Source organism: Rhizobium mesoamericanum STM3625 (genome assembly GCF_000312665.1).
GTDB classification, from domain to species: domain Bacteria; phylum Pseudomonadota; class Alphaproteobacteria; order Rhizobiales; family Rhizobiaceae; genus Rhizobium; species Rhizobium mesoamericanum.
Genome location: NZ_HF536772.1, coordinates 3,846,586 through 3,870,738, shown reverse-complemented (window position 1 = coordinate 3,870,738; position 24,153 = coordinate 3,846,586). Strand labels below are relative to the sequence as shown.

Sequence of the window (24,153 nt, the reverse complement as noted above, 5' to 3'; positions counted from 1 at the left end):
ATCTGGCATAGCTTTCCCATCCTCTGCGCGCAAATCCGGCTGTTGACATCCGCAAGCGGATTGCCAAACATGGCGCGCATGAACAGGTTGATGACCATGACGCTTACGCTGACGACCACCCTTGCGGGCGTGGCGGGAGCGATGGTGCGTTAGAACAATCCATCATCCGTTAAACCCTGCCGAGGCGAGCAGGGTTCGGAAACCGGCTCTCCTCACTTTAGAAGGAGAGTCGCATGCAGGAAAATCCAAGCCGCAGTAAGGTACCTGTCGGACTGTTGATCCGAGCCGTCCGCTCGTCCGACACCGAGGCGTTGGCAACGCTGGTCAATCTGCCGGGCTTTCGCGCCGGTACCTTGCGTCCACCCTACCAGAGTATTGAAGAGACCCGCCGCCATATCGAAAACGGCAATCCGGACGCGATGCGTCTCGTCGCAACCATTGACGAGCAAATCGTGGGCGACATCGGCATGACCCGCTATCGGGGCCGTCGCAATCATGTCGCCAGCATCGGTATGGGCGTGCATGACGACTTTACCGGCCGCGGCATCGGTAGCGCGCTGCTCGCAGCCATCATCGACGCCGCGGACAACTGGCTGAACATCATGCGTCTGGAATTGACCGTTTACACCGACAACGAGGCCGCCCTCGCCCTTTACCGAAAGTTCGGTTTCGAAGAGGAGGGAATCCTTCGTGCATACGCCTTCCGGGCCGGCAGCTGCGTCGACGCCTATGCGATGGCGCGCATCAAGCGGTAGGGAAACGTCGATGAGGCGTTCAAAGCCTGCGCCTCACTCGCCAATCAGCGCCAGCCACTCGTCCTCGTCCATCGTCTGGACGCCGAGTTCGCGCGCCTTGTCGAGCTTCGAGCCGGCGCCAGGTCCGGCAACGACGATATCCGTCTTCTTCGACACCGACCCTGCGACCTTGGCGCCGAGGCTTTCGGCCCGCGCCTTGGCCTCCTCACGCGAGAATTTTTCCAGCGAGCCGGTGAAAACGACGGTCTTGCCGGCAACAGGGCTGTCGGATGTCGCCGGCTGCTCGGCCGGTAAGGGGCTCTTGTTGTCGAGTTCTTCGAGCAGCGCCCCGATGACCGCGAGATTGCGTGGCTCCTTGTAGAATTCGACGATGGCGCGCGCGACAATCTCGCCGATGCCTTCGATAGCGTTCAAGTCGTTCCAGGCATCGCCGGAAAGGGGTGCAGCCTCCTTCATCGCCGCCTCGAAGGCGTCATAGGTGCCATAGGAGCGCGCAAGCAGTTTCGCGGTTGTTTCGCCGACATGACGAATGCCGAGCGCATAGATGAAGCGGTGGAGTGCGATCGTGCGGCGCTCCTTGATGGCGGCGTAGAGCTTGCCGACGCTGACCTTGCCGAAGCCGTCGATATTTTCAAGCTTGGTCAACGAACCCGCCTGCCGCTTCTCCAGTGTGAAGATGTCGGGCGCAGTGCGGATCTGCAGCGTCGGGTCCTCGCTCTCGAAGAAGAAATCGATTTGTTTCGATCCAAGCCCCTCGATGTCGAAGGCATTACGGGAGACAAAGTGCTTGAGATGCTCGGTCGCCTGCGCCCTGCAAATGAAGCCGCCAGTGCACCGGGTGACGGAATCCAGCTTGCCAGTCTTCTCGTTCTTCTCGCGCACGGCATGGCTGCCGCAGACCGGGCAGGTCTTCGGGAAGGCGTAAGGTCTGGCATCTGCCGGACGCTTCTCCATCACCACGTCGAGTACCTGGGGAATAACATCCCCTGCCCGCTGAACGATCACCGTATCGCCGATACGGATATCGTGCTCCTCTTCGCGAATGCGTTCGCCGGAATTGCCGATGCCCTTGATGTAGTCCTCGTTATGCAGTGTCGCATTGGTAACGACCACGCCGCCGACAGTGATCGGCGTCAGGCGCGCGACCGGCGTCAGCGCGCCAGTGCGGCCAACCTGGATGTCGATATTCTCGACCGTCGTGAAGGCCTGTTCGGCCGGGAACTTATGCGCGGTCGCCCAACGCGGGCTGCGCGAACGGAAGCCAAGACGGGCCTGCAGCTCAAGGCTGTCTACCTTGTAGACGACACCGTCGATGTCGTAGTCGAGGTCGGGCCGCTTCAAACCAATCTCATCGTAATGCGCCAGGATATCAGCAACCGAATTCAGCCGCTTCATGAGCGGGTTGACCGGAAAACCCCATTGCTTGAACGTTTGCACCATGTCGAATTGCGTCTTCGGCAAGGAGTTTGGTTCCGACATTTCGCCCCAGGCGTAGGCGAAAAACTTCAGCTTGCGGCTCGCCGTCACCTTGGCGTCAAGCTGCCGCAGTGATCCGGCTGCCGTATTGCGCGGATTGACGTAGACCTGTTTGCCCTCGGCTTCCATCTGCGCGTTGAGCGCCAGAAAGTCGCTCTTGGCCATATAGACTTCGCCGCGCACCTCAACGACGGAAGGCACACCCGCGGGCAATGTCTGGGGAATTTCCTTGATCGTGCGAATGTTGGCCGTCACGTTTTCGCCGGTCGTGCCGTCGCCGCGGGTTGCAGCGCTCACCATCCTGCCATTCTCGTAGCGGATCGACATGGAAAGGCCGTCGATCTTCGGCTCCGCCGTAAATGCGATCGACTGGTCCGGCATGCGGCCAAGAAAGCGGTAGACGCTCGCCACGAAGTCCTGCACGTCCTCCTGCGAGAACGTATTGTCGAGCGACAGCATCGGCCGCGCATGGATAACGGGCGCGAAGGTCACCGAAGGCGCGGCACCGACGCGCCGCGACGGACTGTCCTCGCGGATGAGCTCCGGAAAGCGCGCCTCGATCGCATCGTTACGCCGTTTCAGCCCGTCGTATTCGGCGTCCGAAATCGCCGGGCGATCCTCGCCGTGATAAAGCTCGTCGTTGCGGGCGATCTCCCTGGCGAGCCGCTCAAGTTCGGCAGCGGCATCTTCGATCGTGAGGGCATCAACGGCTATGGTTTCGGTCGACATTCGGCTTTCGCTCCACGGAATCTGGAGTCGGTTTTAGAGCAAAATGGATGGATTGAAAGAGAGTGAGACGTCATGTCAGGCGCCTCTCCCCAATTCGGCGATTAAGAAATCAGCCGTTCCCGGCCAGCAACCGGGCAGCAGCAGCCCTCGCCTCTTCCGTCACCGAGGCGCCCGCCAGCATACGGGCAATTTCTTCGGTACGGTCGCCAGGCGCCATCGTCGCGACGCGGGTCGCGATCTTCTCGGACCCTTCGGCGGCGGGCCCCTTAGAGATCAGAAGGTGCGTCGCCGCACGCGCTGCAACCTGTGGCGCGTGTGTCACGGACAGGACCTGCACGCGCTCGGAAAGGCGCTTCAGTCGCTGGCCGATCGCATCCGCAACCGCACCACCGACACCGGTATCGATTTCGTCGAAGACGAGTGTCGGCGCAGAACCGCGATCGGCAAGCGCCACCTTAAGCGCCAGCAGGAAGCGCGAAAGCTCGCCACCGGATGCCACCTTCATGATCGAGCCGGGACGCGTGCCGGGATTGGTTTGAACGTGGAACGCCACCACGTCGATTCCTTCAGAGGTCGCATCCTCAGGATTGGTGGTGATCTCCACCATGAAACGCGCGCGTTCTAGCTTCAAAGCCGGCAGTTCTGCCATGACGGCAGCAGCCAAGGCGTCTCCGGCATGATGACGCTTCAGGGAAAGCGCACGCGCCGCTTCCTCGTAGTTCGCCTTGGCAACGCCGACCTCGGATTCGAGCTTGGCAAGCTTTTCCTCACCTGCGTCGACCTCGGCAAGATCGCTGATCATGCGCACGGCCAGCGCCGGCAGCTCGGTCACCGGCACGGCGTATTTGCGCGAGGCTGCGCGCAAGGCAAACAGACGCTCTTCGACACGCTCCAGCTCCTTCGGATCATATTCCGTTTTCCTGAGCGCCGCCTCAACTTCCATCTGGGCATTGGAGAGTTGGTCGAGAGCAGCGTCCAGAAGCGCCACGGTATCTTCGAGCAAGCCCGGAGCCTCGTGGCTCTTGCGTTCCAGCCTGCGCACGAGCGAGGCGATATGCGGCACAGGAGAAGCATTGCCGTTCAGGAATTCGGAGGCCTCGGCAATATCGCCGGCTATGCGTTCGGCCTTCATCATCTTTTGGCGACTGTCGGCGAGTTCGTCCTCCTCGCCATCGAGCGGCGATAGCTTTTCCAGCTCCTCGACGGATGCACGCAGATAGTCCGCCTCGCGAGCAGCATTCTCCACCTTCTCACGCTGCTTCTTCAGCGTCCGCTCAGTATCGCGCCAAATCCGGTAGAGATTGGAAACGGCCGCGGCCTCTTCGTTCACCCCGGCGAAGGCGTCGAGCAGGATCCGATGGGCGTGGGTGTCGACGAGGGCCCGATCATCATGCTGGCCGTGAATCTCGACCAGCATTTGTCCCGCCTGGCGCATCAGCTGAACGCTGAGCGGCTGGTCGTTGACATAGGCCTTGGTGCGGCCGTCGGAGTTTTGGACACGGCGAAAAATAAGATCGCCATCGTCATCGATGCCGTTTTCCCGCAAAAGCTTGCGGGCGCCGTGATCCGGGCCGACGTCGAAGACAGCCGTTACCTGCCCCTTGTCCTCGCCGTGGCGGACAAGACCACCGTCTCCGCGCCCGCCAAGGGCGAGCGAAAGGCTATCGAGCAAGATGGATTTGCCAGCGCCGGTCTCCCCGGTCAGCACCGAGAGGCCGGTCTCAAAGGCGAGATCCAGCCGCTCGATCAGGACGATATCGCGGATCGAAAGCTGGATCAGCATTGGCCTCAGGTACCGAGCAGGAGTTTCTTGCCTGCGGCAGCAATCCACGAACCGGGGTTTTCACGCGGCTCGGTGCCACCACTCTTCAGGAGCTTGAAGGAATCCGCGTACCACTGACTGTCAGGATAGTTGTGGCCGAGAACCGCAGCTGCCGTTTGCGCCTCTTCGACGATGCCCATGGCATAGTAGGCTTCGACGAGGCGTGCGAGCGCTTCTTCGATCTGATTGGTGTTCGGATACTTCTCGACGACCGTGCGGAAGCGCGAGATCGCAGCGAGATATTCCTTGCGTTCCATATAGTAACGGCCGACCTGCATTTCCTTGCCGGCCAGCTGGTCACGCGCGAAGCGGATTTTCGCCTGGGCGTCATCGACGTATTCGGAATCGGGATAGTTGTCGATAACCGCCTGCATGGCCTCCACGGTCTTCGCCGACGCGCGTTGATCCTGGGTGACATCCACGATCTGCTTCGAATAAGTCAGACCGATCAGATACTGCACATAGGGAGCATCCTTCGACTTCGGATATTGCGCCATATAGCGGTTGCCCGAAGCAAGAGCATCGTCGAGACGGCCTTGGCGATACTTCACGAAAGTGCTCATAACGAGCGCCTTGCGCGCCCATTCCGAGAAGGGGTTCTCGCGGTCGATCGCGTCGAATTTGCGCGCCGCCTCGGCCATGTTACCGGCCTTCATGTTGGCGAGGCCCTGGGTGTAGAGCACATCTGGCGGATCGTTCTCAAGGCCAAGTTTGGTGATATCGATATCGGGGTCAGACTGGCATCCGGAAATTAAGGCACCTGCGCTCAGCACCAAGAGCGATGCGAACAAAGCGCGCGCTGTCTTCATCATACTTTCAGACCCTGCATAACCCATCGGAACAATCCCAACGCCGCCATCCCTCAACGGCAGCCGCGCCTTGCTGGCGTTTCTAGCCACAAATGTGCAGCCAGAGCAACGCAATGATGATGCATTAACGCATTTTTGTGGCGACGCGGACCATATTCACTGGTTTTGCACCGGGAAAGCGGCAATTGTTGCCGCTAAACATCTGCTGCATAACATTTATCGGGGAATCACCGGCAATGCGTCCTCATAAAGAAACCGCCTCCCGAAGGAGGCGGCCCTGGCCTAAAGGATTTGATGGAGGTCATGCCGACCAGGGAGCAAATTCCGGTGCGTTGACCCGGATGAAGTCCCGGGGAGCAACGCGCTGACGCGGCGCGGACGTCTCGACCACCTCATAGGCGGTCGCGTCGCTGAGCAACGCCTTGAGAGCATTGGCATTCATCTTGTGGCCACCGCGGTAGGAACGATAGCAACCGATGAACGGAGCGCCGGCAAGCGCGAGATCGCCAACGGCATCGAGCGCCTTGTGGCGCACGAACTCGTCCTTGGCATAGCGCAGACCTTCGACATTGATAACGGTATTGTCGTCCGAGATGACGACCGAATTCTCAAGAGACGAACCAAGCGCATGGCCGGAGGCCCAAAGACGCTCGACGTCCCGCATGAAGCCGAAGGTACGAGCGCGCGACAGTTCGGACTTGAACGTCGCAGCCGTCAGATCGCCTTCCCACTTCTGCCGCCCGATCAGCGGGCAGTCGAAATCGATCTCGACTTCGAAGCGCGTGCCCTCGTAGGGCCTAAACTCGCTCCACGAGCCGCCATGTTCAATGCGAACCGGCTTGGTGACGCGAATGTAGCGACGCTTCACACCGAGCGATACCAGGCCAACCTGTTCGATCGCCTCGATAAACGGCATCGAGCTGCCGTCCATGATCGGCATTTCGGCGCCATGAACTTCGATCAGGACATTGTCGAGACCGAGTGCATAAACAGCAGCCATGACATGCTCGATCGTCGCGACCGAGCGTGCCGGCGAGAATCCAAGAACGGTGCAGAGATCGGTATTGCCAACCTGCGAAGACACGGCACGATATTCGGAGGCCTCGCCATTCTCATGCATACGATTGAAGACGACGCCAGTGTCAGCCTCTGCCGGGTTGAAGGTAATCGAAACGTCAGCACCGGAATGGACGCCGATGCCCGAGAGCGTGATCGGACGTGATACCGTTGTCTGAAAACCCAACATGCCAATGACCATAAATTTTGCCTTTATTATCCCTGGTGATCGGACAGCGGCTAAAATGCCGAACCATCTGCCAGGGTTCATTTCACTCCGTCGAAGCCTCTCCATAAAACGCAAGAAGACGGTTTCTTGGCCACATACATACTTTCGCCCGGGCTCCAATCCAAATCACTGTTTCTTTCGCATTGTTACGAAAGCATGCCTTTGAAATAACAGCGCAATTAGCGCCAGATTCCAGGCCCTGAAACGGCAATGCCCGGGAGCGCGCTCCCGGGCATCCTCGTGGCGATTCTGTCCCTTGCCTCAGTTCGACTGACGACGCAGGAATGCCGGAATTTCGAGCTGATCGTCTTCCTGCATCATGCGGGCTTGCGGAACACTACGGCCCTGATCATCGAGGTTTCCGCGGCGTGGCGCATAAAGGCTTGCCTCAGGAGAAAGCGGCCGGCGCTGCTGCGAGGCGGCTGCCGGAGCGGACGTCATCTCCGGGGCAACCTCCTCTTCTCGGCGGCCAAGCGAGTTGGTGATCCGCTTCAGGAGACCCATCGGACCACGCTCCTCGTGAGCGTGAGACGGAGCGGCCGGCTGCGAGCGATGGTCAATCTCTGCCTGCACGACCGGCGGGAAATCCTCAACCTTCGGCATACGGACGGCCTGCTGGGCGGCCATCGGCTGCTGCATAACAGGCGCCGGCTGAGGAATAACCGGCTGCTGGACCGGCTGGCTCATGACTGGAGCGTGCATCGGAGCCTGCTGAACCGGTGCCGGGCGAATGATTGGAGCGGCTTCCGGCGCAGCAAAAATCTTGCTTTGCGGACGGAAAGTCTCCTGCATCGCCGGCTGCTGCACGGGGGCTGCGGCACGCGGAGCATGGATCTCCAGCTCGCGTTCCATTTCGACTTCGGCCGCGCGGATTGCCTGGGCTACCGGGTCGACGGGCTTCGGTGCCTGCTGCATGACGGGTGCAGGCTGGGCTGCGGCCGGCGCCGGAGCAACGGCCGCGGAAGGACGGATAACGGGCTTTGCGGCCGGCTGGAACGTCTTGCCAGCAGCTTCGTTGATCGCCCGATCGATGCCGGTTGCAACGACGGAGACGCGGATGATGCCTTCGAGCGATTCGTCGAAGGTTGCGCCGAGGATGATGTTCGCATCCGGATCGACTTCTTCGCGGATGCGGGTAGCAGCTTCATCGACTTCGAAGAGCGTCAGGTCACGACCGCCGGTGATGGAGATCAGCAGGCCCTGCGCACCCTTCATCGAGGTTTCGTCGAGCAGCGGGTTGGCGATTGCAGCTTCGGCAGCCTGCATTGCGCGGCCCTGGCCCGATGCTTCGCCGGTCCCCATCATTGCACGGCCCATTTCGCGCATGACGGAACGGACGTCGGCGAAGTCGAGGTTGATGAGACCTTCCTTCACCATCAGATCGGTAATGCAGGCAACGCCGGAGTAGAGCACCTGGTCAGCCATTGCGAATGCATCGGCAAAGGTCGTCTTGTCGTTGGCGATGCGGAAAAGGTTCTGGTTCGGAATGACGATCAGCGTATCGACCGACTTTTGCAGTTCCTGGATGCCCTGCTCGGCAAGCCGCATGCGGCGACCGCCTTCGAAGTGGAACGGTTTGGTAACGACGCCCACCGTCAGGATGCCCTTGTTACGGGCCGCCTGCGCAACGACGGGAGCAGCGCCCGTGCCGGTGCCGCCGCCCATGCCTGCGGTGACGAAGCACATGTGGGTTCCGTTCAGGTGATCGACGATCTCGTCGATGCACTCTTCAGCAGCTGCGCGCCCGACTTCCGGCTGCGAACCAGCACCGAGACCTTCGGTAACGTTGGCGCCGAGCTGGATGATGCGCTCCGCCTTGGTCATCGTCAGCGCCTGGGCGTCCGTGTTGGCAACGACGAAGTCGACGCCCTGGAGGCCGGCGGAGATCATGTTGTTGACAGCGTTGCCACCGCCACCGCCAACACCAAACACGGTGATACGCGGCTTAAGCTCAGTGATATCCGGCTTTTGCAGCTTGATAGTCATGTTTACCGTTCCTTCTCTTTATGGCCGCATCGCCACGCCGGCCAATTCACTCAATGATCAGAAGCTTTCCTTCAGCCACTGCCCCATGCGGGCAAAGCGACTGCTATTTCCTCCAAGCGACATGAGCAGACCGCTCTGTGACGCATGTGTTTCCTGGTCCGCGACCTGGGGATAGATCATCAGACCGACGGCGGTCGAAAAGGCTGGGCCCTTCGCTGCCGTCGGAAGGCCCGAGACGCCCATCGGACGGCCGATTCTAACGTTGCGGGCAAGAATGCGGCGCGCAACTTCGGCAAGGCCGGTGAGCTGGCTTGCACCACCCGTCAGCACGACACGCTTGCCGACGATCGGGCTAAAGCCCGAGCGCTGGATGCGGTCACGGATCAATTCCATCGTTTCCTCGATACGGGCGCTGACAATGCGCGATACCAAAGCGCGCGGCACCTGCGTCGGCAGGTCGCGTTCGTCTTCGCCAATCGGCGGGATCGAAATCAGTTCGCGCTCGTCCGAGGAATTCGGCATGGCGGACGCATGAACGACCTTCAGGCGTTCGGCATCTTCGATACGGGTTGAAAGGCCGCGGGCGAGATCCGTGGTGACGTGATGACCACCGAGGCTGACGGCATCGGTGTGCACCAGCTTACCCTCTGCGAAGACGGAAATTGTCGTCGTGCCTCCGCCCATGTCGATCGCCGCGCAGCCGAGCTCGACTTCGTCGTCGACGAGAGCGGCCAAGCCTGAAGCGTAAGGCGTCGCAACAATGCCCTCGACCGAGAGATGCGCGCGATTGACGCTAAGCTCGAGGTTCTTCAGCGCGGTGCGCTCGGCGGTGACGACGTGCATATCGACGCCGAGGACATCACCATACATCGACAGCGGATCGCGAATACCGCGCTCGCCGTCAAGCGAGAAGCCGGTCGCCAGCGAATGCAGCACCGCGCGATCCTGTCGCAGCGACTGCTGGCAGGCGGCCGACAGGACCTTCTTGAGGTCGTTCAGTTCGACTTCCTGGCCACCAAGATCGATGGTTGCGGTGTAGATGTCGCTCGTCAAGCGACCAGCCGTAACGTTGACGATCAGGCTTTCGACGGTCAGGCCGGCCATGCGCTCGGCGGCGTCAACGGCAAGACGAATCACGCTCTCCAGGGCATCGAGATCGGAAATCGCACCGGTCTTGATGCCACGCGAGCGCTGGTGGCCGATGCCGATGATTTCAATATTATGGGTGCGGCCCGGCAGAACCTGACTTTCCTCGCGAGGCGTCAGGCGGCCGATCATGCAGACGACCTTCGTCGAGCCGATGTCCAGCACCGAAACGACATGCGACCGCTTCGACGAAAGCGGCTTCAGGCGCGGCAATCCGAAATGGGACGAACCGAACAAGCTCATATATTTTGCCCCGCCTTCTTCAAATCCTTGGTGCGCTGATCAAGTACAAGTTGCCGGCGCGCCATCGCGTCCGGCGTCAACTGAATTGCCGTGCGGTCGGTAAGTCTGAGATCGACCGCAGCGATATCGCGCTCCAGAAGATCCTGCTCCTTCATGAGCTTCGACAGCCGCGCCAACGCCAGATCGACATCGTCTTCCGGCAGTTTGACCGCAATGCCGTTGTCCATATGCAGATCCCAGCGACGACCCGAAACCCAGACGTAGGCCTTTACCCGCGCCTTGATCTCCGGCCAATTTGCAAACTCGGCCTCAAGCGAGGTCGCGGCAACCTCGGCACCGCGACCGACGACCAGGGGTAACTGCGAAAACTTGTTGTCGCGCAGCGGAGCAATGACCGAGCCCCCCTTCTCTACGAGCGAAAGCTCCTGACCGTGCTGCCAGATGGCGTAGGCCTGACGCTCCTTGAGCTTCACCTCGATCGTCTTCGGATAGATCTTTCGAACTTCGACGTTCTCAACCCAGGGAAGCTTGGCGATCTTCTGGCGCGCCGCATCGACGTCCAGAGCGACAAGCGAGGTCGTACCGTCGAGCCCCAACAACTGCAGGATCTCGATTTCGGAGGTCTCGGAATTGCCGGACACCTTCACATCATCGATTGCAAATCCAGCAGCCGTCGTCGTCGCCTGCGCAACCGCCTCTGTGTGACCGCCGAGCGACATGCCGTAAAGACCCGTCGCCGCGAAGAAAGCCAAAGCAGAGACGGTTCCGGTATGCGCCGGAATATGGATGCGGCCGCTTCCGAGACTGACAAGAAAGCGGACCACGCGGCGCAACGGGCGCGGCAGAACCAGTCGACCATCACCCTCGGGATACGAAGGCTCAGACTGATGAGTTGGCCGCCCTATTCTTTTGACCGTCACCGAGAACAAGAAGCGTCCTCCACCATCCAACGGAGAAATTCCCCAAACGAGTAGCCGGCATGTCCGGCCATTTCGGGCACCAGGGAGGTTGGCGTCATGCCCGGCTGAGTATTGATTTCCAGCCAGATGATTTCGCCATCTTCGGAGAAGCGATCGTCATAACGAAAGTCGGAGCGACTGACGCCACGGCAACCAATTGCTTGATGCGCCCTTAACGCCAATGATTGTATTTTTTGGTAAATATTCGGTGAAATTTCCGCAGGAATGACGTGTTTCGATCCACCGGCGACGTACTTGGCATCGTAGTCGTAAAAGCCATGCCCCATCGGCACGACCTCGGTCACGCCGAGCACCTGATCGCCCATTACGCCGCAAGTCAGCTCTCGGCCATAGATATAACGCTCGACAAGAACCTGTTCGCCATAACGCCACTCCGGAGAGCTGATGATCTGCGGAGGATGGGATTGATCCTCCTGAACGATCACCACACCGAAGCTGGAGCCCTCTCGCACGGGCTTCACAACATAGGGCGGCTTCATCGGATGCTCAGCCGGGAAGGCGAATCGATTGATGACTTCGGACTGAGCAACGGGAATGCCGGCAGCGGCGGCGACACCCTTGGCCTTCTCTTTATCCATGGCAAGGGCCGAAGCCAGAACGCCGGAATGAGTGTAAGGAATCTCAAGGTACTCAAGGACGCCCTGGATCGTGCCATCCTCGCCAAAAGGGCCATGCAGCGCATTGAAGACGACATCGGTTCGCAATGCAGCAAGCTTTGCTGACACGTCACGATCGACGTCGATCCGCGTCACCTGGAAGCCCTCCGCCTCAAGAGCATCCGCGCACGCCGTCCCGGAAGAAAGGCTGACCGGCCTCTCCGAGGAAAATCCGCCCATCAGGACAGCGACATGCTTGCGACTCATCAACACCCCCAAAAAATAACCTGCACATTGAGTTTCGACGCTTGCACCAAGCTTGTTTCCAGGCCGAATCTCGTTCTGTCATTGAGGTGTATTAGAGCCTGATTATGGTTAATGAAGTGTTTACTTTCGTTAATTTTGCCTTGGCCGACCGCCCCGACCAAACCCAAATTGCCGTAACGGCAGCCGCATGCCCGTGCGGGTTCCCCAACGAAAGTTGCGCCAGTTCGAGGCTTCTTCGCTCGAAAATTTCCAGACGATAACGCAAGAAGCGCTCCCCAATCGGCCGCCCCACTCAGCACAACTTGAAATGCTTTCGCAGCCCGTCGCCGACGCTCCAAGGGCGCTCGCTGAGGCCCTGATACCGATGCCGATCGCGCGATCCGCGCGCAAAGACTGGTTGAGCGGCAAAAAAATGCAAAGCCTACTAATCTTTTTTTCGTTTATTACCGGGCGGCCATTTGCGCCGAATTAAAATTGCGTTAAGAGCCGCCTGCCCTCGGGGCACAGTTGTAATCCCAATTGGAATGAAAATGTCAGACGCGATAACCAGAGTATCGCCGACGCTCGCTTCATCGAACAGTGCGCAAGTCAACTCGCCGGCGCGCGTTCTGATCGCGAGCCTTGTCGGCACCACGATCGAATTCTTCGATTTCTACGTCTATGCAACCGCCGCCGTACTGGTCTTCCCGACGCTGTTCTTCCCGAACAGCGACCCGACGACCGCGCTGCTTGCATCTTTTGCAACCTTCTCGATCGCCTTCTTTGCGCGTCCGCTCGGCGCCGTGGTCTTCGGCCATTTCGGCGACAGGATCGGGCGCAAGACGACGCTCGTCGCGGCCCTGCTCACGATGGGCATTTCGACGGTCGTGATCGGCCTTCTGCCCTCCTACGAATCGATCGGCGTCATTGCCCCGCTGCTGCTTGCACTTTGCCGCTTTGGTCAGGGTTTTGGCCTTGGCGGCGAATGGGGCGGCGCCGTGCTGCTCGCCACCGAGAATGCGCCAGAAGGCAAGCGCAGCTGGTACGGCATGTTCCCGCAGCTCGGCGCCCCGGTTGGCCTGTTTTTGTCTTCGGGTATCTTCTGGCTGCTTTTGCAGGTCATGTCGCAGGATGCGCTTCTGAGCTGGGGCTGGCGCGTTCCGTTCATCTCGTCCATTTTGCTGATCGTCATCGGTCTCTGGGTCCGCCTCTCGATCACCGAGACGCCGGCCTTCCAGAAGGCGATCGACAAGCAGGAGCGTGTAGCTGTCCCGGTTGCCGTACTCTTCCGCAAGCACAAGCGCAGCCTGTTCCTCGGCACCTTCGTGGCGCTGGCAACCTTCGTGCTGTTCTACATCGGCTCGGCTTACCTGCTGTCCTACAACGTCAAGGTCCTGAAGATCCCGTTCCTCGATGCGCTTGAGATCCAGATCGTCGGTTCTATCGCCTTCGGCATCTTCATCCCGATCGTCGGTAAGCTTGCGGAGCGCTTCGGCCGCCGAAAGATGCTGATCATCACCACCGTGCTGATCGGTATCTTCTCGTTCTTCCTGCCCGGGCTGATGACCGGCGGTGAAGGCAGCATCGTGGTCTTCGCGATCGTTGCGATGGCGCTGATGGGCATGACCTACGGCCTGATCGGCACGGCTCTTGCCGCGCCCTTCCCGACTGCAGTCCGCTACACAGGCGCCTCGATCACCTTCAACCTTGCCGGCATTTTCGGCGCATCGCTGGCGCCCTACATCGCAACCTGGCTGCAGGCAAACTTCGGCATGCAGTATGTCGGCTACTATCTCGGTCTCTCTGCTGTCATTACCCTGATCTGCATCCTGGCCTCGGGCCAAGACGAAGTCTGACGTTAACTTGCATTGAAAACTAAAGGCCACAAAACCCTGGTTTTGTGGCCTTTATTGTCTCTAAGACAAAAAGCGATTTTCCGTAGTTCGGGCGAGGAACTTTCCCGACACCCAGCTATTCGCTGGTGACGCCCTGAAAGGGCCGGACTTCCCGTCCAGGCATGAAGACGCCGAAACGCTTGATTTCCCACTCGAGCTTGATACCGGAATTTTCGAAGACCTCACGACGGACCTGTTCGCCAAGATATTCGAGATCGTAGCCAGTCGCTTGCCCCATGTTGATCATGAAGTTGCAGTGGAGCGAGGACATCTGCGCGCCGCCGATTACCAGCCCGCGGCACCCTGCTTCATCAATCAGCTTCCAGGCGGAATGCCCTTCGGGGTTTTTGAAGGTCGAGCCCCCCGTCTTTTCGCGGATCGGCTGGACCGTCTCGCGGTGGCTGCGCACGGCATCCATCTCGGCTCTGATCTTGGCGCGGTCCTCGTTGTACCCTTCGAAGAGCACCGATGTGAAGATCAGATCATTTGCCACCGACGAATGACGATAGGAATAGCCCATGTCGGCGTTCGACAGGACATGCTTGTTTCCCTTACGGTCAACCGCGTTCACCTCGACAACCCGTTCGCGCGTCTCCGCGCCATTGGCGCCGGCGTTCATGCGTGCGGCACCGCCGATGCTGCCGGGGATGCCGTAGTAGAAGTGGAAGCCGCCAATGCCGTTATCCATTGCCATGGCTGCGACATGCTTGTCCGGGCAGATTGCACCGGCAAGGATGCGATTGTCCCCAGCAAGCTCGACAGAACCGAAGCCCTTCGCAGAAAGCCGCAAGACAACCCCGGGAATGCCGCCGTCGCGCACCAAAATGTTGGATCCGACACCCACGACAGTCACCGGAACCCCTTCCGGCAGAAGCTTGAGGAAAGCGATCAGGTCATCCTCATCGTGCGGCTGGAACATCAGCTCGGCCAGACCGCCGGCGTGGAACCACGTAACACGGTCCATCGGCGCATCCGGAGTGATCCTTCCACGGATGTCCTTTATGCCGTCGCCAAGCGACGCAAGAAGCTTTTCCCCATTCACCTGTTTCATGCAGATATTCCCGAAAGGCTTTCCAATTGCTTGGGCAGCGCTGCCGCCCAGTATGTGATACTCCCAGCCCCCAACAGAACCACAAAATCCCCCGGCTTTGCAATCTCTGCGACCATTTCAGGCAAAAGCTCTGGGGACGGCAGGAAGCGGGCATCGCGGTGACCGCCAGACTTGATCCGAGACACGAGCGCATCCGAGTTCGCGCCTTCAATTGGCTCCTCACCCGCAGCATAGACAGGCGCGAGGAAAATGCTGTCCGCATCGTTGAAGCAGGACGCAAACTCCTCAAAGAGGCTTGATAGCCGCGAATATCGGTGTGGCTGATGGACCGCGATCACGCGTCCCTTGCAGGCCTCGCGCGCAGCGCGCAGCACTGCTTTGATCTCGACCGGATGGTGGCCGTAGTCGTCGAATATCTGAACGCCGTTCCACTCGCCGGTCAGCGTGAAGCGACGCTTGACGCCGCCGAAGGAGGCAAGTCCCTTGGCGATGTCCTCGCTCGACATGCCGAGACGATTGGCAACCGCGATCGCGGCGGTGGCATTGGAGATGTTGTGACGTCCGGGCATCGGCATCACGAGATTGTCGAGCTTGATGACCTGTCCGGTCCGCCGACGGCGGATCTCGACGTCGAAGATAGAACGCGGCCCCTCGACACGGACATTCATGAAACGAACGTCAGCCTGAGGATTTTCGCCATAGGTAATGATCTTGCGGTCCTCGATGCGGCCAACCAGCGCCTGGACTTCCGGATGGTCGAGGCACAGAACGCCGAAACCGTAGAACGGCACGTTTTCGACGAACTGGCGAAATGCAGCGCGAACGGCATCGAAGTTGCCGTAGTGGTCGAGGTGTTCAGGGTCGATGTTGGTGATAACGGCAACGTCGGCGGGAAGCTTCAGGAACGTGCCGTCGGACTCGTCGGCTTCCACCACCATCCACTCGCCCTCGCCCATGCGGGCGTTGGTGCCGTAAGCGTTGATGATGCCGCCATTGATGACGGTGGGGTCGAGGCCACCCGCTTCGAGCAACGTTGCCACCAAGGACGTCGTGGTGGTCTTGCCGTGCGTACCGCCGATCGCAATCGCGTTGCGGAACCGCATCAATTCGGCAAGCATCTCCGCCCGGCGCACGACCGGCAGCAGCTTTTCGCGCGCAGCCACGAGCTCGGGGTTGCTTTTCTTGATCGCGGTCGAGACGACCACCACTTCGGCGTCACCGAGGTTCTCCGCCTTGTGACCGACAAAGACTTCGATGCCTTTGTCGCGCAAGCGTTGCACGTTTGCGCTGTCGGCCTGATCCGACCCCTGCACCCGGTGTCCGAGATTATGGAGCACCTCGGCAATGCCGCTCATGCCGATGCCGCCGATGCCAATGAAATGAACGAGGCCGATGGCCTTCGGCATTTTCATGCGCGTTTCCCCTTGAACTCTGCAATTGTACGTCGTGCCGCAATAGCCTCTACCATGTCGGCAAGCAAGTTCGCAGCATCGGGTTTACCCGCCTGCTTGGCTGCAGCGGCCATCCTGGCGAGCTTTTCCGGATCGTTCATCACATGGGTGAGGATCGATGCGATCTTCTCCGGTGAAAGCTCGGCCTGGGGAATGACCTTGGCGCCGCCAGTCGCCGCAAGCGCTGCCGCATTCGCCGCCTGATCGTGATCCAAAGCATGCGGATAAGGCACCAGGATAGCCGGTCGCCCGATCACGGAAATCTCCGAAACCGTCGATGCGCCGGAACGGCAGATAACGAGATGTGCTGCGGCAAGTCGCTCGGCCATGTCGGTGAAGAACGGCGCGGTATCAGCCGCCATCTTCAATTGCGCGACGCACGTGCTCATCATGCCCATGTCTTCCGGGCGCACCTGCTGCGTGATGCGCAGGCGATCGCGAAGCCCGTCCTCAAGCAAGCTGATCGCCGTTGGCATCGCCTTGGAGAAATATTGCGCTCCCTGGCTACCGCCGAAGACGACGAGATTGAAAGGCTCACCCGGATTGGACGAAGAATATGGCACCTTCGCCGCCTCGATGATTGCGGGGCGCACCGGATTACCAGTTGTCACCGTTTTGTCCGGAAACTGGCCGCCGCCTTCGGGCAGGAACCCGCCCGCAATTGCTTGAACACGGCTCGCCAGCGCCTTGTTGGCGCGACCCATTACGGCATTCTGCTCATGAATCATCGCCGGCACGCCAAGGCGCGTGGCAGCCATGAGCGGCGGTACGGTCGGATACCCGCCGAAGCCAACGACCACCACGGGCTTGAGACGCGCGATAAGCTTCTTGGCAGCCCGCATTCCGGACCACAGCGTCCACAGCGAGCGGGTGACAGCGACCGGGCTCTTGGACCCGATCGTCGCCGACGGCACGACATGAATCTCGTCGGCCGGGAACTTGCCGGCATAACGCTCCGCACGACTATCGGTGACCAGGTGCACGGAATAGCCGCGATCCCTCAGCTTGTAGGCCAGAGCCTCCGCAGGAAACACGTGGCCGCCGGTTCCTCCGGCGGCAAGCAGGACGATGCCTTTGCTCATAAGCAGTTACTCCGCCGGCATGCCGTGCGCGACGCGGAAGAGGCTCCGGTCCTGCGCACGCTTTTCCGGCCTATGACGCGTCAAAGCGAGAATGAACCCGGCGGTGACGCAGATGGCGACCATGGACGAACCGCCGTAGGAAATCAGCGGCAGGGTCATACCCTTTGCCGGCAGCAGTTCGAGATTGACGCCCACGTTGATGATCGACTGTATGCCGATCTGCAGCACGAGGCCAGCGACGGCAAAGCGGTTGAAGTCGTTGCGTTCCTTGTAGGCATGTGAGAGACCGCGAAGCACAAGGACGGAAAAAAGCGCGACAAGTGCCATGCAGAAGACAATGCCGAACTCCTCGGCTGCGACCGAGAAGATGAAGTCGGTATGCGCATCCGGGATGATCCGCTTGACGATACCCTCGCCGGGTCCCTGGCCGAACCAGTCGCCGCGGATGATGGCTTCACGCGCCGTATCGATCTGGAAGGTGTCGCCTTCGCCGGTCAGGAACTTGTCGATGCGAAGCGCCACGTGCGGGAAGATGTAGTAGGCGCTGACAAGGCCGCCGACACCGCCTGCACCGAGCAGGATGATCCATATCCACGGCATGCCGGCCATGAAGAACATGCCGCCCCAGACGGCGGTCGTCAGGATCGTTTGTCCAAGGTCAGGCTGTGCGACCAGAAGAGCTGCGACAATGCCGAAGAGGATGATGGCGAAGAGATTGCCTGGTATCTCAGGCTGCCTGGCGTGCTCGGCAAAGAGCCAGGCGCAAACGACCACGAAGGCGGGCTTCATGAATTCGGAAGGTTGAATCGAAATGCCGGCCAACGTGACCCAACGGCGGGATCCCTTTACCTCGACACCGAAGAACAGTGCCAAAAGCATCATGGCGAGGGCAACGATCAACAGGATGATCGCCGTGCGTCGCACCTGGCGCGGCGTAAGGAAGGATAGCCCGACCATAACCGCCAGTGACGGGATCATGAAAGCCGCGTGGCGCTTGACGAAGTGGAACGGCTCCAGCCCGATGCGCTCGGCAACCGCTGGTGAAGCGGCGAACGACAGCATGAAGCCAATGCCCATCAGGAAGATGAACATCGCCAGAAAAAAGCGGTCGATGGTCCAAAACCAATCGGCCAGAGGCCCACGTTCCGCGCGGCTTACCATGTCACTTATCTCCTGTTGCCGAACCGATCAGCATGGTGATTCCGTCGAGCGCTGCCACATGGCTTACGAATGCATCGCCCCTGACTTCAAAGTTCTTATACTGGTCGAAGCTTGCGCAAGCCGGGGATAACATCACGGCCAGAGGACCGCTGTCGTCTTCTTCGGCATCGGCTGCGGCATGCGCAACGGCGCGCTCCAGCGTCCCTGAGATCTCGTAGGGCACTGCCTCACCGAGTGTTGCAGCAAATTCGGCCGCCGCTTCGCCGATTAGATAGGCCTTGGCAATGCGCGGAAAGAACCCAGTCAACGAGGTGATCCCGCCAGCTTTGGCTAACCCACCGGCAATCCAGTAAATGCGCTCGTAGCTCGAAAGCGCCGGAGCCGCCGCGTCTGCGTTCGTGGCTTTCGAGTCGTTGACGAAAACGACGCTGCCGCGACGTGCGACCGGCTGCATGCGATGCTTGAGCCCAGGGAAGGACACCAACCCCGCACGTATTTCCTCTTCGGAGACACCGACTGCAAGGCACGCAGCAACCGCTGCTGCGGCATTCTGCGCGTTGTGGCCACCGCGTAGTGTCTGGATCCCGTCAAGATCGGCGATCGGCTTCGTGGCGCCTCCCGACGCCTGGGTGAGCTTTGTTCCGTCCGCATAGATGCCATAGGCAAGGGCATGGCGACGGGAAATTCGCGTAACCTTGCCGCCGGCTCGCTCGATACGATCTGCGATCATCTCGCAATGGCTGTCGTCCACGCCGACCACGGCCACATCGCTGCCGGCGACCAGACGTTCCTTGATGTCGGCATAGTGCTGCATCGTCCCGTGACGATCGAGATGATCCGGCGTCAGGTTGAGCAGGATGCCTGCGGACGGATTGAGTGTCGGTGCAAGGTCGATCTGGTAGGACGAGCATTCGACGACGTAAAAGCGCCCATCCTTCGGCGGCTCCAGCGTCAAGACGGCCGTGCCGATATTGCCGCCGAGCTGCGTGTCGCGACCGCTCGATTTCAGAATATGCGCAATCAGCGCTGTCGTCGTCGATTTGCCGTTGGTGCCGGTGATTGCGATGAACGGGCAATCCGGCGCATGTGCGCGCCGTTCGCGCACGAAAAGCTCAACGTCGCCGACGATATCGACCCCAGCGGCACGGGCGAGATCAACCGTCCAGTGCGGCTTCGGATGCGTCAGTGGTACGCCGGGCGACAGCACCAAAATCGACTGCGCGCTCCAGTCAATGGAGCGCAGATCAGTCGTGTGGATGCCCTCAGCAGCGGCTTTGGTGACGCTATCGGGATTGTCGTCCCAAGCCGTCACCTCTGCACCGCCGAGTTTCAGCGCCCGCGCAGTGGCAAAGCCGGAGCCGCCGAGCCCGAAGAGGGCGACTTTCTTTCCTGCGAGTGTCGTAACGGGGATCATCGCTGCTTACCGCAGCTTCAGGGTGGAGAGGCCAAGCAGGGCCAGGCCGACGGCGATGATCCAGAAGCGGATGACCACCTGGCTTTCCGTCCAGCCCTTCTTTTCGAAATGGTGATGGATCGGCGCCATCAGGAAGACGCGTCGACCAGTCATTTTGAAGAAGCCGACCTGGATAATGACCGACAGCGTCTCCATCACGAACAGGCCACCGATGATCGCCATGACGATCTCGTGCTTGGTGGCAACGGCCACCGTGCCGATCGTGCCGCCGAGCGCCAGCGAGCCGGTATCGCCCATGAAAATTGCGGCGGGCGGCGCATTGAACCACAGAAAGCCAAGGCCAGCGCCGATGACAGCGCCAAGCACGACCGAAAGCTCCCCGGTACCCGGTACGAAGTTGATCTGCAGGTAGTTGGCGAAGACGGCGTTACCTGCGAGGTACGCAATCACCCCGAAGGACGCTGCGGCAATCATGACCGGCACGATGGCGAGCCCATCGAGACCATCGGTCAGGTTCACGGCATTGCCGGCGCCAACGATTACAAAACCGCCGAAGACGACGAACATGATGCCGAGATTGATCATGAAATCCTTGAAGAAGGGAAACGCGATCGACGACCCGAACGTCGAACCCGCGGTTCCCGAGGCCAGCGCCGTGCGCATCATGAAGTAGACGGCAATGCCGGCGATCACGAATTCGATGCCGAGACGGGCCTTGCCGGAGAAGCCCTTGTGGCTCTGCTTGGTGACCTTCAGGTAGTCGTCATAGAAGCCGATCGCGCCGAAACCGAGGGTAACGAGGAGCGTCGCAACCACGTAGGCGTTCGACAGATCGGCCCACAGCAGTGACGAACCGATTATACCCGCCAGGATCATCAGGCCACCCATGGTCGGCGTGCCTGCTTTCTTGAAGTGCGTCTGTGGTCCGTCAGCGCGGATCGGCTGCCCCTTGCCCTGGCGGATGCGCAGTGAGTTGATGATGGTCGGGCCAAAGAGGAAGACAATGAAGGCGGACGTAAACAGGGAGGCGCCCGTGCGGAAGGTAATGTACCTGAATAGATTCAAGAATTTCAGGTGTTCCGACAGTTCGACAAGCCAAATCAGCATTCAGGGCCCCTTGTTACCCGCTCAAAAATCGCGTTGCGTGTCGGCAAATGGCGGGAATTTGTCAAGGAGCGCGGCGACGATCTTGCCGAAACCTAGGCCCAGTGACGATTTTACCATCAGCACGTCGCCAGCCGCGACAGCGTTCAATACATAGTCTGCTAGTTCTTCGGTCGTCTCGTAGTGGACGACCTGCACGCTTTCGGGAAGCGATTCCTTCAGCGCCACCATTTCAGGCCCGGCGAGCCAGACATGCTCGATACCGGCTGCAAGCAACGGCCCCGCCAGGTCAGAATGGACCTTTTGCGCATAGTCGCCCATCTCCAGCATGTCGCCGAGGACGGCAACGCGTCGCCCAGCACCGGCCGGCACCGCACTCGCAAGCACGGCAATTGCTGCTCGCATCGAAGCAGGATTGGCGTTGTAGCTTTCGTCGATAACCGTGAAGGCGCTCCGGTCGATTGCCAAGCGATGGCGCCGGCCCCTGCCCTTTTCCGGCTTGAGCGTCGCGAGCGCGCCGATTGCCTGCTGCATATCTGCACCGACGATCTTCACAACGCCGAGCGCAGCCAGTGCATTCTCGGCGATGTGCCGGCCCGGTGCGCCGATCGCCACTTCCTTCGTATCGCCATCAATGGTGATCCACAACGTCGAACTCTGATCAGAGCCGTTAAACTCCGCCAGGCGGAAATCCGCCTTGGCGTGCTGACCAAACGAATAGATGTGCTGGATACCCTGAGCCTGTGCGGTACGCTCCAGGAAATTGAACTGATCGTTATCGCGATTGAGCACGACCTTGCCGCCCGACGCGACGCCTTCGAAAATCTCCGCCTTGGCGGTCGCGATCTCCCGTATGCTCTTGAAATTGCCAAGGTGGGCCGGCGCGATCGTCGTGATCACGGCGACATGTGGCCTGATCATCTTGACCAGCGGACGGATCTCGTCCGGGTGGTTCATGCCCACTTCGAAGACGCCGAAGTAGGTGTCGAGGGGCATCCGGGCGAGCGTCAAAGGCACGCCCCAGTGATTATTGAACGAGGCCACCGATGCATGCACCTTGCCCGATGGGGACAAGACGCGCCGCAACATCTCCTTGGTCGTCGTCTTTCCGACTGAGCCGGTCACGGCGATGATCTGCGCGCGCGACCGCGCACGCGAGGCGATCGCGAGCTTGCCGAGGGCTGCCAATACATCCTCGACGACGATCACCGGAACGGTAAGCCGCCCCATGGCAGGAAGGCGCGCTTCGCTGACGACGAGTAGAGCCGCCCCGTTTGCCATTGCCATCGACGTGAAGTCGTGTCCGTCAACGCGGTCGCCCTTGATGGCGAAGAAGGCTTCGCCGGGCACAATGGAGCGGCTGTCGATGGAAATCCCGGTAATGCCCTCAGGCAAAGTGCCGAACGGCCGCCCTGCCATGGCGGCAATCATGTCTTCCGTCGTCCAAAGCCAGTTCACGGTTTCAGCTCCTCCAAAGCCTTACGCAATTCGGCGTGATCCGAAAAAGGCAGGGTGACGCTCCCGATCGTCTGCCCTTCTTCGTGCCCCTTGCCAGCCACGATCAGCGTGTCGCCAGATGTGAGCATACCAACCGCCGTGCGGATTGCCTCCGCGCGATCGCCAACCTCGGTGGCGCATCCTGCGGCCGCCATGATCTCGGAGCGGATGGACGCAGGCTCCTCTGATCGCGGGTTGTCGTCTGTGACGATCACCACATCTGCCAAACGGCAGGCAATCTCGCCCATGATCGGCCGCTTGCCGCGGTCGCGGTCGCCACCACAGCCGAACACGACGATGACACGTCCGGTCGTGAACGGCCGGACGGATTCCAAAACGTTGGAAAGCGCGTCGGGCTTGTGAGCGTAATCAACGTAGGCAAGCGCACCATCCCTGGTGTGGCCGACCAGCTCAAGCCGACCTGATGCACCCTGCAGCTTTTCGAGCGCAGCCATGGCGACCTTTGCCGGCACGCCTGTGGACATGGCAAGACCCGCCGCAACAAGGGCGTTGGCGACCTGGAAATCGCCGGCAAGGGGAATATCGACTTCGAAGATTTCGTCGCCGGCGTGGATTTCGGCCACCTGCTTGTGGCGAAAATGCTCGACGCGCTTCAGCGTCAGGTAGTCACCCTTGCGACCGACGGTGCGGACATCGTGTCCCGCACCACGCGCTGCTTCGACCGCCTGTTGGGACCAGGCATCGTCGGCAAAAATCACAGCCGGTGACCCCTTCGGCAGCAGCGCATCGAACAGCCGCATCTTTGCGGCCATGTAGCTTTCGACCGTCGGATGGTAGTCCATGTGATCGCGGCCGAGATTGGTAAAGGCAGCGGCTGCGAGCTTGACGCCATCGAGGCGACCCTGATCGAGACCATGGCTGGAGGCTTCCATCGAGGCATGTGTGACACCCTCGTTTGAAAGCTCGAACAGCAATTTGTGAAGCGACACCGGATCGGGTGTCGTCAGCGAGCCGTATTCGTTGCGTGTCGGCGAGACGACGCCCGTCGTGCCGATCATTGCGGCGGAATGTCCGGCATAGGCCCAGATCTGCCGGGTAAAGGAAGCAACAGACGTCTTGCCGGCGGTGCCGGTCACCGCAACCATCGTTTCCGGCTGCTTGCCATAAAAGCGAGACGCCGCGATCGACAGGAAGCGGCGTGGATCGTTTGCGACGAGAACAGGTATGGAAGCATCGATGTTATGGGAGGCAACGGCCACGACGGCGCCGCGCGCAGCCGCGTCCGCGATAAAGCCTGCTCCATCCGCCTTCGCCCCGGCGACAGCAACAAACACCATTCCGGGTTCGATCTTGCGACTGTCGGACGAGACGCCCGCAACCGCCAGCGCCCCGACAGACCGAGCCAATTGATCTTCAAGTTCCGGAAATGCATCTCCGGCGATGTCTCGCAAGTTCATCGAATGT

General features: G+C 60.3%; 18 protein-coding genes. 2 read left to right on the top strand and 16 right to left on the bottom strand.

Annotated elements, in window-relative coordinates:
- Window positions 1-233 precede the first annotated feature (233 nt).
- On the top strand, window positions 234-755 hold the full coding sequence (locus tag BN77_RS18805; protein WP_007534797.1) for a GNAT family N-acetyltransferase: 522 nt from the start codon (window positions 234-236) through the stop codon (window positions 753-755).
- A 33-nt stretch (window positions 756-788) separates the two neighbouring features.
- On the opposite strand, the gene ligA is transcribed toward BN77_RS18805, so the two are convergent.
- From ligA to BN77_RS18765, 8 genes are all read right to left on the bottom strand, one after another.
- Window positions 789-2,960 (bottom strand): NAD-dependent DNA ligase LigA, encoded by a 2,172-nt coding sequence (gene ligA, locus BN77_RS18800; protein ID WP_007534794.1) that lies wholly within the window; start codon window positions 2,958-2,960, stop codon window positions 789-791.
- A 109-nt stretch (window positions 2,961-3,069) separates the two neighbouring features.
- Window positions 3,070-4,743, bottom strand: a complete 1,674-nt coding sequence (recN, locus tag BN77_RS18795) for a DNA repair protein RecN (RefSeq protein ID WP_007534792.1) — start codon at window positions 4,741-4,743, stop codon at window positions 3,070-3,072.
- A 5-nt stretch (window positions 4,744-4,748) separates the two neighbouring features.
- Complete coding sequence (locus tag BN77_RS18790; RefSeq protein WP_208856467.1) at window positions 4,749-5,618, bottom strand: outer membrane protein assembly factor BamD; 870 nt, start codon at window positions 5,616-5,618, stop codon at window positions 4,749-4,751.
- 274 nt (window positions 5,619-5,892) lie between these two features.
- Complete coding sequence (gene lpxC, locus BN77_RS18785) at window positions 5,893-6,849, bottom strand: UDP-3-O-acyl-N-acetylglucosamine deacetylase (RefSeq protein WP_007534787.1); 957 nt, start codon at window positions 6,847-6,849, stop codon at window positions 5,893-5,895.
- A 288-nt stretch (window positions 6,850-7,137) separates the two neighbouring features.
- Window positions 7,138-8,862 carry a cell division protein FtsZ gene (gene ftsZ, locus BN77_RS18780; RefSeq protein WP_007534786.1) on the bottom strand — a complete coding sequence of 575 codons (1,725 nt, stop codon included), beginning with the start codon at window positions 8,860-8,862 and terminating at the stop codon, window positions 7,138-7,140.
- 57 nt (window positions 8,863-8,919) lie between these two features.
- Window positions 8,920-10,251, bottom strand: coding sequence for a cell division protein FtsA (gene ftsA, locus BN77_RS18775; RefSeq protein WP_007534785.1), 1,332 nt, complete (start codon window positions 10,249-10,251; stop codon window positions 8,920-8,922).
- Entirely contained in the window at window positions 10,248-11,180 is a 933-nt protein-coding gene (locus BN77_RS18770) for a cell division protein FtsQ/DivIB (RefSeq protein WP_007534784.1), read from the bottom strand. Before BN77_RS18770 ends, ftsA begins: the two co-directional genes overlap by 4 nt.
- Complete coding sequence (locus BN77_RS18765) at window positions 11,168-12,094, bottom strand: D-alanine--D-alanine ligase (RefSeq protein ID WP_007534783.1); 927 nt, start codon at window positions 12,092-12,094, stop codon at window positions 11,168-11,170. The genes BN77_RS18770 and BN77_RS18765 overlap by 13 nt, the downstream gene beginning before the upstream one ends.
- A gap of 530 nt (window positions 12,095-12,624) precedes the next feature.
- Here BN77_RS18765 and BN77_RS18755 point away from each other — a divergent pair.
- Window positions 12,625-13,929 carry an MFS transporter gene (locus BN77_RS18755; protein ID WP_007534781.1) on the top strand — a complete coding sequence of 435 codons (1,305 nt, stop codon included), beginning with the start codon at window positions 12,625-12,627 and terminating at the stop codon, window positions 13,927-13,929.
- 115 nt (window positions 13,930-14,044) lie between these two features.
- Here the strand turns inward: BN77_RS18755 and murB are convergent, their stop codons facing one another.
- From murB to BN77_RS18715, 8 genes are read right to left on the bottom strand one after another with little or no spacing between them, the layout of a single operon-like run.
- The gene (gene murB / locus BN77_RS18750) at window positions 14,045-15,019 is read right to left on the bottom strand and encodes a UDP-N-acetylmuramate dehydrogenase (protein ID WP_007534780.1); all 975 of its coding nucleotides are present in this window, start codon (window positions 15,017-15,019) and stop codon (window positions 14,045-14,047) included.
- Window positions 15,016-16,431, bottom strand: coding sequence for a UDP-N-acetylmuramate--L-alanine ligase (gene murC, locus BN77_RS18745; protein WP_040677388.1), 1,416 nt, complete (start codon window positions 16,429-16,431; stop codon window positions 15,016-15,018). Before murC ends, murB begins: the two co-directional genes overlap by 4 nt.
- A complete protein-coding gene (gene murG / locus BN77_RS18740; RefSeq protein WP_007534778.1) occupies window positions 16,428-17,552 on the bottom strand; it encodes an undecaprenyldiphospho-muramoylpentapeptide beta-N-acetylglucosaminyltransferase in 1,125 nt (374 codons plus the stop codon). Before murG ends, murC begins: the two co-directional genes overlap by 4 nt.
- A 6-nt stretch (window positions 17,553-17,558) precedes the next feature.
- Window positions 17,559-18,713: a putative lipid II flippase FtsW gene (ftsW, locus tag BN77_RS18735; protein ID WP_007534777.1), complete on the bottom strand. Its 1,155-nt coding sequence runs from the start codon at window positions 18,711-18,713 to the stop codon at window positions 17,559-17,561.
- 1 nt (window position 18,714) lies between these two features.
- A complete protein-coding gene (gene murD / locus BN77_RS18730; RefSeq protein WP_007534776.1) occupies window positions 18,715-20,127 on the bottom strand; it encodes a UDP-N-acetylmuramoyl-L-alanine--D-glutamate ligase in 1,413 nt (470 codons plus the stop codon).
- Between the two features lie 6 nt (window positions 20,128-20,133).
- On the bottom strand, window positions 20,134-21,234 hold the full coding sequence (mraY, locus tag BN77_RS18725) for a phospho-N-acetylmuramoyl-pentapeptide-transferase (RefSeq protein ID WP_007534775.1): 1,101 nt from the start codon (window positions 21,232-21,234) through the stop codon (window positions 20,134-20,136).
- A 21-nt stretch (window positions 21,235-21,255) separates the two neighbouring features.
- Window positions 21,256-22,689 (bottom strand): UDP-N-acetylmuramoylalanyl-D-glutamyl-2,6-diaminopimelate--D-alanyl-D-alanine ligase, encoded by a 1,434-nt coding sequence (locus BN77_RS18720; protein ID WP_007534773.1) that lies wholly within the window; start codon window positions 22,687-22,689, stop codon window positions 21,256-21,258.
- Window positions 22,686-24,146 (bottom strand): UDP-N-acetylmuramoyl-L-alanyl-D-glutamate--2,6-diaminopimelate ligase, encoded by a 1,461-nt coding sequence (locus BN77_RS18715; RefSeq protein ID WP_007534772.1) that lies wholly within the window; start codon window positions 24,144-24,146, stop codon window positions 22,686-22,688. The genes BN77_RS18720 and BN77_RS18715 overlap by 4 nt, the downstream gene beginning before the upstream one ends.
- Window positions 24,147-24,153: the final 7 nt, after the last annotated feature.